14 protein-coding genes are annotated in these 14,326 nt (G+C 59.6%); 9 read left to right on the top strand and 5 right to left on the bottom strand.

Annotated features, from left to right (window positions below):
• Window positions 1–39: 39 nt before the first annotated feature.
• A complete protein-coding gene (locus RB216_RS14410) occupies window positions 40–1,104 on the top strand; it encodes a DUF1176 domain-containing protein (RefSeq protein ID WP_308907446.1) in 1,065 nt (354 codons plus the stop codon).
• A 61-nt stretch (window positions 1,105–1,165) separates the two neighbouring features.
• Window positions 1,166–1,678 (top strand): GNAT family N-acetyltransferase, encoded by a 513-nt coding sequence (locus RB216_RS14405; RefSeq protein WP_028616198.1) that lies wholly within the window; start codon window positions 1,166–1,168, stop codon window positions 1,676–1,678.
• Here the strand turns inward: RB216_RS14405 and RB216_RS14400 are convergent.
• From RB216_RS14400 to ccoN, 3 genes are all read right to left on the bottom strand, one after another.
• Entirely contained in the window at window positions 1,647–2,363 is a 717-nt protein-coding gene (locus RB216_RS14400; RefSeq protein WP_122685027.1) for an aspartate/glutamate racemase family protein, read from the bottom strand. The two genes, RB216_RS14405 and RB216_RS14400, sit on opposite strands and share 32 nt — an antisense overlap.
• Before the next feature lie 90 nt (window positions 2,364–2,453).
• Window positions 2,454–2,681, bottom strand: a complete 228-nt coding sequence (locus RB216_RS14395) for a cbb3-type cytochrome oxidase subunit 3 (RefSeq protein ID WP_050587841.1) — start codon at window positions 2,679–2,681, stop codon at window positions 2,454–2,456.
• Window positions 2,665–4,092 carry a cytochrome-c oxidase, cbb3-type subunit I gene (gene ccoN, locus RB216_RS14390; protein ID WP_122685029.1) on the bottom strand — a complete coding sequence of 476 codons (1,428 nt, stop codon included), beginning with the start codon at window positions 4,090–4,092 and terminating at the stop codon, window positions 2,665–2,667. The genes RB216_RS14395 and ccoN overlap by 17 nt, the downstream gene beginning before the upstream one ends.
• 166 nt (window positions 4,093–4,258) lie before the next feature.
• Here ccoN and RB216_RS14385 point away from each other — a divergent pair, with 166 nt between their 5' ends.
• Together RB216_RS14385 and RB216_RS14380 are read left to right on the top strand one after the other, a co-directional pair.
• Window positions 4,259–4,753: a hypothetical protein gene (locus RB216_RS14385; RefSeq protein ID WP_028616194.1), complete on the top strand. Its 495-nt coding sequence runs from the start codon at window positions 4,259–4,261 to the stop codon at window positions 4,751–4,753.
• A gap of 89 nt (window positions 4,754–4,842) precedes the next feature.
• Window positions 4,843–5,514: a DUF3313 domain-containing protein gene (locus RB216_RS14380; protein ID WP_028616193.1), complete on the top strand. Its 672-nt coding sequence runs from the start codon at window positions 4,843–4,845 to the stop codon at window positions 5,512–5,514.
• A gap of 49 nt (window positions 5,515–5,563) precedes the next feature.
• On the opposite strand, the gene RB216_RS14375 is transcribed toward RB216_RS14380, so the two are convergent.
• Window positions 5,564–6,964 (bottom strand): DUF1254 domain-containing protein, encoded by a 1,401-nt coding sequence (locus tag RB216_RS14375; RefSeq protein WP_068933120.1) that lies wholly within the window; start codon window positions 6,962–6,964, stop codon window positions 5,564–5,566.
• A 157-nt stretch (window positions 6,965–7,121) separates the two neighbouring features.
• On the bottom strand, window positions 7,122–7,487 hold the full coding sequence (locus RB216_RS14370) for a response regulator (RefSeq protein ID WP_308907445.1): 366 nt from the start codon (window positions 7,485–7,487) through the stop codon (window positions 7,122–7,124).
• Window positions 7,488–7,727: 240 nt separating this feature from the next.
• Here RB216_RS14370 and RB216_RS14365 point away from each other — a divergent pair, with 240 nt between their 5' ends.
• The 5 genes from RB216_RS14365 to RB216_RS14345 all read left to right on the top strand — a co-directional run bounded on the left by RB216_RS14365 (window position 7,728) and on the right by RB216_RS14345 (window position 14,301).
• A complete protein-coding gene (locus tag RB216_RS14365; protein WP_028616190.1) occupies window positions 7,728–11,225 on the top strand; it encodes a response regulator in 3,498 nt (1,165 codons plus the stop codon).
• Window positions 11,226–12,056: a CheR family methyltransferase gene (locus RB216_RS14360; protein ID WP_012724198.1), complete on the top strand. Its 831-nt coding sequence runs from the start codon at window positions 11,226–11,228 to the stop codon at window positions 12,054–12,056. It abuts the gene before it with no gap.
• Window positions 12,053–12,658, top strand: a complete 606-nt coding sequence (locus tag RB216_RS14355) for a chemotaxis protein CheB (protein ID WP_028616188.1) — start codon at window positions 12,053–12,055, stop codon at window positions 12,656–12,658. The genes RB216_RS14360 and RB216_RS14355 overlap by 4 nt, the downstream gene beginning before the upstream one ends.
• Window positions 12,652–13,845, top strand: coding sequence for a hybrid sensor histidine kinase/response regulator (locus tag RB216_RS14350; protein ID WP_122685031.1), 1,194 nt, complete (start codon window positions 12,652–12,654; stop codon window positions 13,843–13,845). The genes RB216_RS14355 and RB216_RS14350 overlap by 7 nt, the downstream gene beginning before the upstream one ends.
• A 78-nt stretch (window positions 13,846–13,923) precedes the next feature.
• Complete coding sequence (locus RB216_RS14345; RefSeq protein ID WP_027605876.1) at window positions 13,924–14,301, top strand: response regulator; 378 nt, start codon at window positions 13,924–13,926, stop codon at window positions 14,299–14,301.
• Window positions 14,302–14,326 lie beyond the last annotated feature (25 nt).

Below are 14,326 nucleotides of genomic sequence, written 5' to 3'. Positions count from 1 at the left end.
CATGGGACAATCCGCGCCTTTTCGACACGGAGAGTCCCCATGCTGCGCCCCGCACTCCTGGCCCTGTTTCTGACAGGCGCCACCGCCCCAGCCTTTGCTCAACCACCGACCGAGACGGTCCCGCTGCTGCGGGAGATCAAGCAGTGGGTCATCGGTTGCGACAACCTGCGCAATTGCCACGCCCTTAGCGCGCCCAGTGGCGTCGACGAAGAGGATTACAGCTCGTTGACCCTGCACCTCTGGCACCAGGCCGGTCCTCAAAGGTATCTGCGTTTGCGTTTTGATCATCGAGGGGAGGACGTGGATCTGTCCACATTGCTACTGGATGGTAAGCCGCTGGGCCTGGAACTGACGCAGGACTTGCACATCGAGCTGGACGACCAGGGTGGCGACCCTGAGGTGCAGTCCTTCGGGGTGATCGAGGACGCGGCCGCGCGGCGTTGGTTGCAGCGTTTGCGCAATGGCCAGCGATTGCAGTTGCCGGGCGACGAGGCGGCCCATGTGTCGCTCAGCGGCCTGAGTGCTTCGCTGCTGTTGATGGATGCTGTACAGGGACGCTTAGACAACGTGACGGCCCTTTCCCGACCCGGCAAGGGCGCGGCCAGCGAGGTTGCGCCACGCGCGCCCGCGCCGGTGCTGCGTAAGTTTACAGCCGCTGCACCGCTGACCGCAGAGGAGCAGGCGGGCCTGGTGGCTGCTGCCTTGCAGGCCGTGAAGCCCGAGGAAGGTGAGCCCGAGGCCACAGTCGGCGCGTTGACGGCGCAACAGGCAATGACGGTAACGCGTTATGACTGCGCGGCCTATAACTGCGAGTTCGACGTCAGCAGCCGTGAGCGCCAGGCGCCTTACAAGGAAACGCCGATGGACCTGCAGCCGCTACCCCTGGAAGACGCCGCGCTGCAAGGCTCTGTCGGGTATGACGAAGCGTCCGGAACCCTGAGTTATTTCTATAAACAACGTGGGATCGGGGATTGCGGTGGTGGTGCATCCTGGGTGTTTGACGGCAAGCGCTTCCAGCTCAGTGAGTTCCACAGGATGCCGCGCTGTACCGGGGTCGGTTACGGTGATTGGCCAGCGTTGTGGACGACGGTGCCAGCGCCCTAGCCATCTGGCTCACATCGCCTCTACACTGGTCGGCCACTTGTCTTTCAAAGGATGAAACACAATGCACACACCTGAACCCCACATCGTGATCCAGCGTTTCAGCGAGGCCCACCTTGAAGGCGTCGCTGCGCTCTATAACGAACCGGCCGTGTGCCGTCAGGTGCTGCAAATGCCTTTCCAGTCGGTCGAGGCGTGGCGTAACAAGCTGGTACAGGACAACGAGCGGCGCCTGCAATTGGTGGCCGTGCACGGTGGCGAGGTGATCGGCCAGCTTGGCCTGGAACAATACCTGCGGGTACGCCAGGCCCATGTCGGTTCATTTGGTATGGGCGTGGCGACGGCGTGGCAGGGCAAAGGGGTGGGCTCGCGCTTGCTGACCGCCGCGCTGGACGTGGCCGACAACTGGATGAACCTGCGCCGGGTGGAATTGACCGTGTACGCCGACAACGAAGCGGCACAGAGGCTGTACCGCAAGTTCGGTTTTGAGGTCGAAGGTGTGTTGCGTGATTACGCCCTGCGTGACGGCCAGTTTGTCGACACTGTCAGCATGGCGCGCCTGCGCCAGTCGGCTTAGCCAAGGCAAATGCCACCGCAGCCTGCGCATGCAGCTCGGTGGTGTCCAGCAGCGGCAGGTCGCTGTGCTCGGGCTTGATCAACAGGCTGATTTCCGTGCAACCGAGGATGATCGCCTGGGCGCCACGTGCGGCCAGGGACTCGATCACGCCTTGGTAGACTTTGCGTGACGCATCGCTGATCACACCGACACACAATTGCTCATAGATGATCCGGTGCACGGCCTGGCGCTCGTCCGCCCCGGGCACCAGCACGGTCAGGCCCTGGGCCGCCAGGCGCGACTTGAGGAAGTCCTGCTCCATGGTAAACGCGGTGCCGAGCAAGCCGACTGTCAGCGTGCCGGCTTCCACGGCCGCCGCACCCGCGGCATCAGCGATGTGCAGGAACGGAATCGACACCGCCGCTTCAATGCGCGGTGCTACCAAATGCATGGTATTGGTACACAGCACCACACACTCGGCGCCACCGGCCTGCAGACGGCGCGCGGCATCTTCGAGGATCAGTGCAGTGTCATCCCAACGGCCGGCGTGCTGGGCCTGTTCCACCGGGCCGAAATCCACGCTGTACATCAACAGTTGCGCCGAACGCAGCGGGCCAAGCTGGTCGCGCACGCGCTGGTTGATGATGCGGTAATACTCGGCGCTGGACTCCCAGCTCATGCCGCCGATAAGGCCGATGGTGCGCATGCGATGCTCCTGACAAGGAAAGTCGCTTCACCTTACCCATCGGCCGGGGATTAGTCATACGCAGTTGGCCGCGAAATGACCGGTGCAGTTTTACATGTCCAGGTTGACCCAACCCGGCTTGGCTTCCTCTGGCGCTACCGCGTTGATTTGCTTGCCGGTCGCCTGCTCCACGCGTCGCGCCACCTCCGGGTCATCGGCAAAGGGCATCAGGCTGGCGTCGTCCAGGCTTTGGTCCGACTGCCCGCGCAGGCAATACTCCACCGCGCCGTACAGGCACACCATCATCAGCAGGCCCCACACGTCAGGCGATCCGCGCATCGAGCTGCGCCATTTTCAAGTCCGCGACTCGCACCGTCCGCCAGGTGTTGTAGGCCATCAGCACCATCCCCGTGAGAAAGAACACACCCCCGGCAAACCGCACCACAAACCCCGGATGGCTGGCCTGCAAGGCTTCGACAAAGGAATAGGTGAGGGTGCCGTCATCGTTGACCGCCCGCCACATCAGGCCTTGGGTAATGCCGTTGACCCACATCGACGCGATGTACAGCACGGTGCCGATGGTCGCGAGCCAGAAGTGCAGGTTGATCAGCGGCACGCTGTGCATCTGCTCGCGCCCGAACACTTTGGGGATCATGTGGTACAGCGAGCCAAAGGTGATCATCGCTACCCATCCCAGGGCCCCGGCGTGTACGTGGCCGATGGTCCAGTCGGTGTAATGGGAGAGGGCGTTGACGGTCTTGATCGCCATCATCGGCCCCTCGAACGTCGACATCCCGTAGAACGCCAGGGACAGCACCAGGAACCGCAGGATCGGGTCGGTGCGCAACTTATGCCAGGCGCCGGACAAGGTCATCATGCCGTTGATCATCCCGCCCCAACTCGGTGCCAGCAGAATAAGCGACATGGCCATGCCTAACGACTGCGCCCAATCCGGCAAGGCGGTGTAGTGCAGGTGATGCGGACCGGCCCAGATATACAGGGTGATCAACGCCCAAAAGTGCACGATGGACAGGCGATAGGAGTACACCGGGCGTCCGACTTGTTTCGGCACGAAGTAATACATCATCCCCAAAAAGCCGGTAGTGAGGAAAAACCCTACGGCGTTGTGCCCGTACCACCACTGCACCATGGCATCGGTAGCCCCGGAATACACGGGGTACGACTTGAACCAATCCACGGGGATCGCCAGGTGATTGACCACATGCAACATGGCGATTACCAAAATAAATGCGCCGAAAAACCAGTTGCCCACGTAAATATGTTTGGTTTTGCGTCGCACCACGGTGGTGAAAAACACAATGGCATACGCCACCCACACCACGGCCATCCATACCGCGCCGGAGAACTCGATCTCGGCGTATTCCTTGGTGGTGGTGTAGCCCAGTGGCAAGCTGATCAGCATGATCACGATCACCGATTGCCAGCCCCAGAAGGTGAACGCCGCGAGGCCATCGGAAAACAGCCGCACCTGGCACGTGCGCTGTACCGCGTAATAACTGGCGGCGAACTGCGCGCTGCCGGCAAAGCCGAAGATCACCAGGCTTGTGTGCAAGGGGCGCAAACGGCCAAAGGTGGTCCAGGGCAAGTCCAGGTTCATTTCCGGCCACACCAGTTGCGAGGCGATCCACACGCCCATGGCCATGCCCACCGCACCCCAGACGATGGTGGCGATTACGAATTGGCGGACGACTTTATAGTTATAGGCCTGCCCGATTGTTGCTGTGCTCATGCTCAGTCCTCCCACGGTTCCACGTGGCGGCACTGTAGGAAGCGTGGGCAAAACAAAACAGGCTCAGAAAAACCTCATTGTTGCGGATCAGTTTTAAGCCGTACGTCGAGCGACTGCATCTGCCATGATCAGGCTTCGCAACCTGGCTCACCCAAGGAGATCCGCAATGGACGATGTACAACAACTGGGCGAGATGCTTCGTCATTACGCAGACAGCGAAGCGCATAAAAAACAGCAATTCGATCTGCAGTCGGCCCGTTGGGCGCAAAAGCTCAATGAGTTGTTCGGCCAGATCGAGCAGTGGCTTGAGCCGGTAAAGACGGTCGGGTTGCTGGAGGTGCATCGTGAGGCGTATGTCGCCAGCGGCCCCAGCGTGCCGGTGGAGACATCGACGTTCAAGACCGAGAAACTGACGGTGCAGATCACCGGCAAACCGGTGGAATTCGTGCCAGACGTGATGGGCGTGGGCGGATTGATCTCCGTGTCGGTCATGGGCTTGACCGCTGCGCGACACGGCAGCGTTTCGCTGGTGCTGCCGGCGGATAAAAACGATTGGCTGTGGAAGAAGACCAATGGCCTGAAAGACCCGGACACCTTTGGTTTCGACGCGAATTTCCTGGCGTCGCAGTTGCAGAGCCTGATTCCACGCGAACGTGCCTGAACCGCTGGCGGTAGGCGCAGGGCTATTTTCCCAGGATTTGCTATACCTACAGCTCACTGTTCCAGCGCCGACCGCCAGGGAGTTCACCGATGAAACTAAGGCTATTGATCAGCACGCTGTGCATTACTTCGCTTGGACTGGCGGGTTGTGCCAGCAAGATTACGCAACCGGATGAATACTCCGGCTTCCTCTCGGACTACAGCCAACTAAAAGAAGCCAAGTCGCCTTCCGGCGCTGAAGTGATGCGCTGGGTCGATCCTCAATTGGATTTAAAGCGCTATAGCGCTGTGTATATCGAGCCCACGCAGTTTTACCCCAAACCCCAGGCAACGGCGAAAATTCCGGACAGCACCCTGCACGGTATCAACAATTACTTCAACCAGGCGCTCAAGCGTGAGCTGGTCAAGTCGCTGCCCCTGGCCGAGGGCCCCGGCCCGGGTGTGATCGTGGTGCGCGCGGCCATCACCGCAGTCAGCAGCAAGACCGAAGGGCTCAAACCCTATGAGTTTGTACCCGTCGCACTGGTCGCTGCCGCCGTCAGTACCGGCACTGGCATCCGTGACCAGGAAACCACCCTGGGCACGGAGGCGCAGTTTCTCGACGGCGCCAGCGGCAAGGTACTCGCTCAGGTGGTGCGCAAAGGTACCGGCAAGCCGCTGGCCAATGATTCGCAAGTGATGAAAGCGGAGGATGTGAAAGGCGTGATCGATGGCTGGGCGTCGGACCTGCACCAGTCGTTCGTCAAGCTCAAAAAGCACTGAGCCCAGCGCTGGCCGGCGTGTTGTGAAAACAACCGCCGGCCAGGCAGCATTACTTGAGCGGCGTCAACGGCGGCAGTTTCCACTGGCCGTTAGCCACCTCCGGCTTGGGCAGGTAAATGCGCAGTACGGCATAGAAGGGCGCAGGCGGTGCGGGCAACCAGTTGCTCTGTTCAGCCTTGGGCGGCTCGTGGTGCTGCAACGCCAGGGTCAGCCCACCGTCAGCATCACGCTTGAGGTTAGGCAGCATCCGCGAATTGATCAGGTAGCGTTTCTTGTGGTTGGGCGCCAATTGCCCGGTCTTGGCCTCGTACATGGTCAGTGACCAGAACGCATCGGCCGGCGGTAGTTGGTCTTTGGCAAAATGGACGGTGTAGCTGTGACGCGCACCGTTGGCCGGCTTGCCTTCGCTGTCGACCGCGTAGGTCAGGTAGGCAACTTCGTCTGGCGAGTTGCCGAACAGGCGCAGGTTGGCCCCGGCGTACCGATACAGGTAATTGTTTTTCAGGCGGTCACGGCTGCCATGCAGTTCACCACTGGTTACTTGATGGGTATCGAGCTTGTCTTTCTTGAACGCTGCAAACTCGGCCTTGGCGTCTGCGATGCCGTCTTCCAGGGCTTTGCGTTGTTCGGCGCTCAGTTGGCCGACCTTGAACGGCTCACCCGGCGCGATGCCGATCTTGGCAAAGCGAGCCAGCACGTCTTTCTCGCTGTCCTGAGGCTTGGCGTAGGCCAGCATAAAGTTCAGGTATCGAAACAGTTGCGGGCTGTCTGTCATGGCTGCCGTGGGCTTGGGCCATTCGATTTTAGCCACCTTGGCCGGCATAGGTTGTTTCACGTAGCCGCTCAACGGCTGCACCTTATAGCCGTTCTGGATCTGTTTGACTTTGGTCAGGTCTTTTTCGTCAAACAACTGCGTGCGGTAGAGCGCATACACCAGGTTGCTTTCGCTATAGATCACCCGGTCTATGTCCACCGGCTGCTGACCCTTCCAGTCAGGCCCCGCGATCATGTAGTGGCCGCCATTGTTTCCAGTGTTTCGGGTACCCAGGTAGGCGATGTTCTGGCTATAGAGATCGATCAACTGCACTGAGTAATACCGATCGTCTTCGATCCGGGGCAACGTCAGTACCAGTGGCTCCCTGCGCAGATCCATCCAGACGAAGGAGTAGGGCGTGTCCGGGTTGGGCTTGAGTTGCGACGTGTCTTTAGGCCCCAGCACCTGAGCGGAGTGACTAATACGGTTAATCGGCGTTTTGAAACCTGTGCCACCTTGATCAACGGCCTGGGTATAGAGCGTCTTGTACATCTCAACGACCGGGTAGCCGTATAGATAGGCTTCCTTGGCGATCGCCCGGGCTTCGCCTGGGGTGGCGGTGAAGTCCGCCCAGACGCCGGTGCTCATGAGTATCGAGAGGCTCGCCAACAGCAGGCGCGTCGGTTTTCCAATCATGTCGTTGCGTCCTTCGTGAGTGCGTTTTGAAGAATAGGGCTGAGTGGCGCGGGGAGGCGTTGAGTTTCCGGTTTTCTTGGCCGAAGGTCACGTTAATCTCTGTACGTTTGACGCAAAAATGCCGCCCATGCAGGCGGCACTCAATAGCGAACGGGCATTAATGCTTTGGCAGCATCGATTTGACTTTGTCGCGTAATTGATCGATCGAGAACGGTTTGGCGATCAGCTGCATGCCGTCAGACACGTCGATATTCTCGGCATAACCGCTGGCGAACAGGATGGGCAGTGCAGGGCGCAATGCGCGCACTTTGGTCGCCAGTTGCTTGCCGTTCATGTCCGGCAGGCCGACGTCGGTCATCATCAGGTCGATGGTGTTATCGGTGTTCTGCACCTGCGCCAACGCCTCTTCAGCATTGGCTGCTTCCAGCACAGTGAACTCCAACTCCTCCAAGACATCGACGATGAGCATGCGCACGATGTCATCGTCTTCGACGACAAGGATGGTGGAGGTGACTGCGGACATAATATGAAATTCCCAAAAAAAGACGAGGGTTTACACGCGGCCGTTCTGACAGGCCTCTTCCTTGAGTAAGCGCGCACTCATGACAAGTTCCCGCGGGCCGTAAAAACAATGCGATAGAAAAGCCATAGAGAATAGCCTGTTCTTTTATAGGAATCAGTACAAAACCGTTCCAGAAAAATGGTCTTGCCAGCCACTTTGGGGCAAACTCCCGGTTTTTCCACACTTGGCCAAGGCATGCCCATGACTCCAGCGTCGTCCGTCGATGAAAAGAGCTTTCGTAACCTCCTGAGCCGAAACGTCGCGCTGCCCTTGAGTGTGGGCGTGCTCAGCGCGGTGTTCTTCGTAGTGCTGATCACCTATCTGTTGTCGGTGATCCAGTGGGTTGAACACACCGATCGGGTGATCAATAACCTCAACGAGTCGTCCAAGCTGACCGTTGACTTGGAAACCGGCATGCGCGGCTTTCTGATCACGGGTGACGAGCATTTCCTCGACCCCTACGAAGTGGCCAAGCCGCGCATCATTGCCGATTTGCGCAATTTGCAGGACCTGGTGGCCGACAACCCACAACAGGTGGATCGCCTCAAACGCTTGGAAGCCCTGCAACTCGAGTGGAACAAATACGCCCAGTCGATGATTGATATGCAGCGTGAGAGCGGTGACTACCGCAGCGCCGTCAAGGCCGGTCGTGGCAAGCGCCTGACGGACGAGATCCGCAAGGAATACGACGACGCGGTGGCGATGGAGCAGCAGTTCCGCATCTCCCGGAATGAAGAGGTTACCCGTACCACGGTGATCAGTGTCACCTTGTACTTGGCGTTCGTACTGGGGTTGAGTGGTTTTCTGGCCTACATCGGACGCAAGAATTTAATCTCACTATCAGAGAGTTACAGCGATAACCTCGCGTCACAACAGAAGATTGCGCGGCGCCTGGAACAACAAGCCTGGCTGCGCAATGGCCAGACCGAACTGGCCGAGCAGGTGCTCGGCCAGCTCACCCTGAACATGCTGGGCCGCAATATCCTGCAATTCTTTGCCCAGTACATGGGCTCGGTCGTCGCCGCGCTGTACGTGCGTGAAGAACATGGCGGCCTCAAGCGCGTGGCCACCTATGGTTTCTCCCGAGAGCAGGAGCAGCAGGAACAGTCGATCTACAGCGACGAGGGCATCGTTGGGCAGTCCGCCAACCTGGGTCGCCTGATTCGCCTGGATGACGTTCCGGTGGATTACTTCAAAGTCAGCTCCGGCCTGGGTGAAAGCGCTACCCGCAGTGTACTGGTGGTGCCGACCAACAATGACGAGCGGGTCAACGGAGTGCTTGAGCTGGGGTTCCTGCGCCCTCTGGAAGAGCGCGACGTCGAGCTCCTGGAGCTGATTTCCGGCAATATCGGCACCTCCATCGAAGCCGCCCGCTATCGCCAGCGCTTGCAGGAAGTGCTGGCCGAGACACAGCAGCTCAACGAAGAGCTGCAAGTGCAGCAGGAAGAGCTCAAGACCGCCAACGAAGAGCTGGAAGAACAGTCACGCATCCTCAAGGAATCCCAGGCCCACCTGGAAACCCAGCAGGCGGAGCTGGAGCAGACCAACGAGCAGTTGGCCGAGCAGACCGAAACCCTGGCCGAACAACGTGACGCCATGGACCGCAAGAACGTTGAACTGAACCAGGCTCAACTTGAGCTGGAAGATCGCGCTGAAGAACTGCAGCGTTCCAGCAAGTACAAGTCCGAATTCCTCGCCAACATGTCCCACGAGCTGCGTACACCGCTGAACAGCTCGCTGATCCTGGCCAAGCTGCTGGCCGAGAACCCCCAGGAAAACCTCAGCGCTGAACAGGTCAAGTTCGCCGAGTCGATCTACTCCGCCGGTAATGACCTGCTCAACCTGATCAACGACATCCTCGACATCTCCAAGGTTGAGGCCGGCAAGCTGGAAATGCGACCGGAGAATTCCAGCGTTGCACGCCTTGTCGACGGCCTGCGTGGCATGTTCGAGCCGCTGGCGGCCGATCGCAAACTGGCCTTCCAGGTGGAGGTGCAGGAAGGCGCGCCGGGCATGTTGTTCACGGATCGCCAGCGCCTGGAGCAGATCCTCAAGAACCTGCTGTCCAACGCGGTCAAATTCACCGAACAGGGCGAGGTCAGCCTGTCAGTGTCCCGCGCACCGGGGGAGGGCATTGCCTTTGCCGTGCGCGATTCCGGCATTGGCATTGCGCCGGATCAGCAGGAAAGCATCTTCGAAGCCTTCCGTCAGGCGGATGGCACCACCAACCGTCGCTACGGTGGCACCGGCCTGGGCCTGTCGATTTCCCGCGACCTGGCGACCTTGCTGGGAGGCTACATCAGCGTGACCAGCGAGCCGGGCAAGGGCAGCATTTTCACGCTGATCCTGCCGGAACAGTATGTCGAGCGCGAAGAAGACGCTGCCCCCATCGAACAACCGCGCCAAGTGGTGGTGACGCCTGCGCCGACACCCGTGAAGGTGTCCCCGATGCCAGTGGCCGACGCCAAGCTGATCCCGCGCTTTGCCGACGACCGCGACAAGGCGCCGTTCACCACGCGCTGCATCCTGGTGGTGGAAGACGAGCCGAACTTCGCCCGTATCCTCTTCGACCTGGCCCATGAGCTGGGCTACAACTGCCTGGTGGCCCACGGCGCGGACGAAGGCTACAGCCTGGCCGAGGAATACGTACCCGATGCGATCCTGCTGGACATGCGCCTGCCGGACCATTCCGGGCTGACCGTGCTGCAACGCCTGAAAGAACATGCCAGCACCCGGCATATCCCGGTGCACGTAATTTCCGTGGAAGACCGCGTCGAAGCCGCCATGCACATGGGCGCCATCGGCTATGCGGTCAAGCCGACCACTCGCGAAGAACTCAAGGACGTGTTCGCACGCCTGGAAGCCAAGCTGACCCAGAAGGTCAAGCGCGTGCTTCTGGTTGAGGACGATGACCTGCAACGCGACAGCATTGCGCGCCTGATCGGCGACGATGACATCGAGATCACCGACGTAGGCTACGCCCAGGCTGCCTTGGACCTGCTGCGCACGAATATCTACGACTGCATGATCATCGACCTCAAGCTGCCAGACATGCTTGGCAACGAGCTGCTCAAGCGCATGGCGACCGAGGACATCTGCTCATTCCCACCCGTGATCGTCTACACCGGGCGCAACCTGACCCGCGATGAAGAGGCTGAGCTGCGCAAGTATTCGCGCTCGATCATCATCAAAGGTGCACGTTCGCCGGAGCGCTTGCTGGATGAAGTGACACTCTTTCTGCACAAAGTCGAATCCCAGCTGTCCCATGACCGCCAGAAGATGCTCAAGACCGCCCGCAGCCGCGATAAGGTCTTTGAGGGGCGTAAAATCCTCCTGGTGGACGACGACGTGCGCAACATCTTCGCCCTGACCAGCGCCTTGGAGCACAAAGGTGCAGTGGTGGTGATCGGGCGTAATGGCCGTGAAGCCATCGACAAACTCAATGAAGTCGAGGATATCGACCTGGTGCTGATGGACGTGATGATGCCGGAAATGGACGGTTACGAGGCCACCGCCTTGATCCGCCAGGACCCACGCTGGAAGAAGCTGCCGATCATCGCCGTGACGGCCAAGGCCATGAAGGACGATCAGGAGCGCTGTCTCGCGGCCGGTTCCAATGATTACCTGGCCAAGCCGATTGATCTGGACCGTCTGTTCTCACTGATTCGCGTCTGGCTACCGAAGATGGAACGCATTTAAGTGGAGCGAAGTTTCTTGGAAAAAAGCAGCGACATTGAGCTGCGCCTGTTGATCGAGGCGATTTACCTCAAGTACAGCTACGACTTCCGCGATTACTCCGGGGCGTCGGTGAAGCGGCGCGTGGCCCATGCCTTGCGCCAGTTCGATTGTGCGACCATTTCCGCCTTGCAGGAGCGTGTGCTGCACGACCCGGCGGCGTTCATGCAGTTGCTGCAGTTCCTGACGATTCCGGTGAGCGAGATGTTCCGTGACCCGTCGCACTTCCTGGCGATCCGTCAGGAAGTGGTACCGCTGCTCAAGACTTACCCGTCGATCAAGATCTGGATTGCCGGCTGCAGCACGGGCGAGGAGGTGTACTCCATGGCCATCCTGCTGCGCGAGGAGGGTTTGCTGGAGCGTACGATCATCTACGCCACCGACATCAACCCGGCGTCCCTGGACAAGGCCAAGCAGGGTATTTTTTCCCTGGAGAACGTACGCGCCTACACCGCCAACTATCAGCAGGCCGGTGGACAACGTTCATTTGCCGACTACTACACCGCGGCTTACGATTACGCGATATTCGATAAAACGCTGCGCGAAAATGTCACCTTTGCCGATCACAGCTTGGCGACCGACAGTGTATTCTCAGAAACTCAATTAATTTCGTGCCGTAACGTACTGATTTATTTCAATAAAAAATTGCAGGATCGCGCGTTTGGATTGTTCCATGAGTCGCTGTGCCATCGCGGCTTCCTGGTGCTGGGCAGCAAGGAGACCCTGGATTTCTCCGCCTACGGCAAACAGTTCGAACCCTTGGTCAAACAGGAACGGATCTACCGCAAACTATGAATCAAGCGGCTGCCAGCCCGGCATCGGTCCGGGGCATAGAAGCGATCGTCATCGGCGCCTCCGCCGGTGGCGTGGAGGCGTTGCTGACGATTTTCGCCGAGCTGCCTGCCGATTTCGGCTTGCCTATCATCACCGTGCTGCACTTGCCGGACGAGCGTCGCAGCCAACTGGCTGAAGTGTTCGACCGCCGCGTCGCCATGCCCGTGGTGGAAGCCCGTGACAAGGAAGTGATCAAGCCGGGCACCCTGTATTTTGCCGGCCCTGGCTATCACCTTTCGGTAGAGCATGACCGCAGCCTGTCCTTGAGCCAGGAAGACCGCGTGCACCACTCGCGGCCGGCGATTGATTACCTCTTTGAATCCGCCGCCGATGCCTATGGCACGGGCTTGCTTGCCATTCTGTTGACCGGCGCCAACCAGGACGGCGCGCGCGGCTTGGCCCATGTCAAGCAACAAGGTGGAACCACTGTGGTGCAAGAGCCCACAGAAGCACGCGTTGCCGTCATGCCCCTTGCAGCCCTGGCGCTCCACACACCCGACCACATTCTGACGCTGAGCCACATTGGCTCATTGCTGGCTTCCCTGGAATATTCCCCATGTTAAGTACTGTCCAGGCCAAACTGCTGATCGTCGACGATCTGCCGGAAAACCTGCTGGCCCTTGAAGCGCTGATCAAGCGCGAGGACCGCCATGTGTTCAAGGCATTGAGTGCCGACGAGGCCTTGTCCCTGTTGCTGGAGCATGAGTTCGCCATGGCGATTCTCGATGTGCAGATGCCCGGCATGAATGGTTTCGAGCTGGCCGAATTGATGCGCGGTACCGAGAAAACCAAGAACATCCCGATCGTGTTTGTCAGCGCGGCCGGCCGCGAACTCAATTACGCGTTCAAGGGTTACGAGAGCGGCGCCGTGGATTTCCTGCACAAGCCGCTGGATATTCACGCGGTGAAGAGCAAGGTCAACGTGTTCGTCGACCTGTTCCGCCAAAGCAAGGCCATGAAGCAACAGGTCGAGGCCCTGGAGCGCAGCCGTCGCGAGCAGGAACTGCTGCTGACGCGCCTGCAGGCGACCCAGGCCGAGCTGGAGCAGGCCGTGCGCATGCGTGACGACTTCATGTCGATCGTCGCCCACGAAGTGCGTACGCCCCTCAACGGCCTGATCCTCGAGACCCAGCTGCGCAAGATGCACCTGGCCCGTGACAATGCCGCCGCGTTCACCCTGGACAAGATGCACGCCATGGTCGACCGCGATGAGCGCCAGATCCAGAGCCTGATCCGCCTGATCGAAGACATGCTCGATGTCTCGCGCATCCGCACCGGCAAGCTGTCAATACGTCCGGCCCACTTCGACCTGACCCAATTGGTGAGCAATCTGGTGGAGAACTTCGCCCCCCAGGTCGCCGCAGCGGATTCTTCCATGACACTGGTTGCCGACGGCCCGGTGGAAGGCAACTGGGATGAGTTCCGTATCGAACAGGTAGTGACCAACCTGCTGACCAACGCCCTGCGCTACGGGGCCAAGAGCCCGGTGGAGGTGCGCGTGTACAGCGAGCATGGCGAGGCGCGGGTAGAGGTGCGCGACCATGGGATCGGCATCAGCGAAGAAAACCAGAAGCGTATTTTCCAACAGTTTGAGCGCGTGTCCGCCAGCCAAGTGGCTGCGGGCCTGGGCCTCGGGCTGTTCATTTCCGAGCAGATCGTTGCAGCCCATGGTGGCACCATCGAGGTCGAGAGCCAGATAGGCGAGGGCGCCTTGTTCCGGGTATGCCTGCCGTTGCAGGCCGCGGCATGAATTCAATCGTCACCTCGACGCAACCTCTGCGTGACCCCATGGTCGTAACTGCAGCAACTGACCGGACTAAGGCCTCCCATGAGTGAAGATGCACAAGATGTCGTACTGATCGTCGAGGACGACGAATCCATTATGTTTGTGCTGGGTGAATACCTGGCTGGCCTGGGCTATCGGGTGTTGAAGGCGATCAATGGGGAGCAAGCCTTTGAAATCCTGGCGACCAAGCCGCACCTGGATTTGATGGTGACGGACTACCGTTTGCCGGGCGGGATTTCCGGCGTGCAGATTGCCGAGCCGGCGATCAAGTTGCGACCGGAATTGAAGGTTATTTTCATCAGCGGTTACCCGCAGGAAATCCTCGACTGCAACAGCCCGATCACGCGCAACGCGCCTATCCTGGCCAAGCCGTTTGACCTGGATACGTTGCAGGAGCATATACAGCGGTTGTTGGCGTGACACGTCCTTGTGTCAATCAATGGAC

Source organism: Pseudomonas canadensis (assembly GCF_030980095.1).
GTDB lineage: Bacteria > Pseudomonadota > Gammaproteobacteria > Pseudomonadales > Pseudomonadaceae > Aquipseudomonas > Aquipseudomonas canadensis.
Note: the sequence above shows the minus strand (reverse complement) of the source record. Positions and strands in the feature narration are given on the sequence as shown.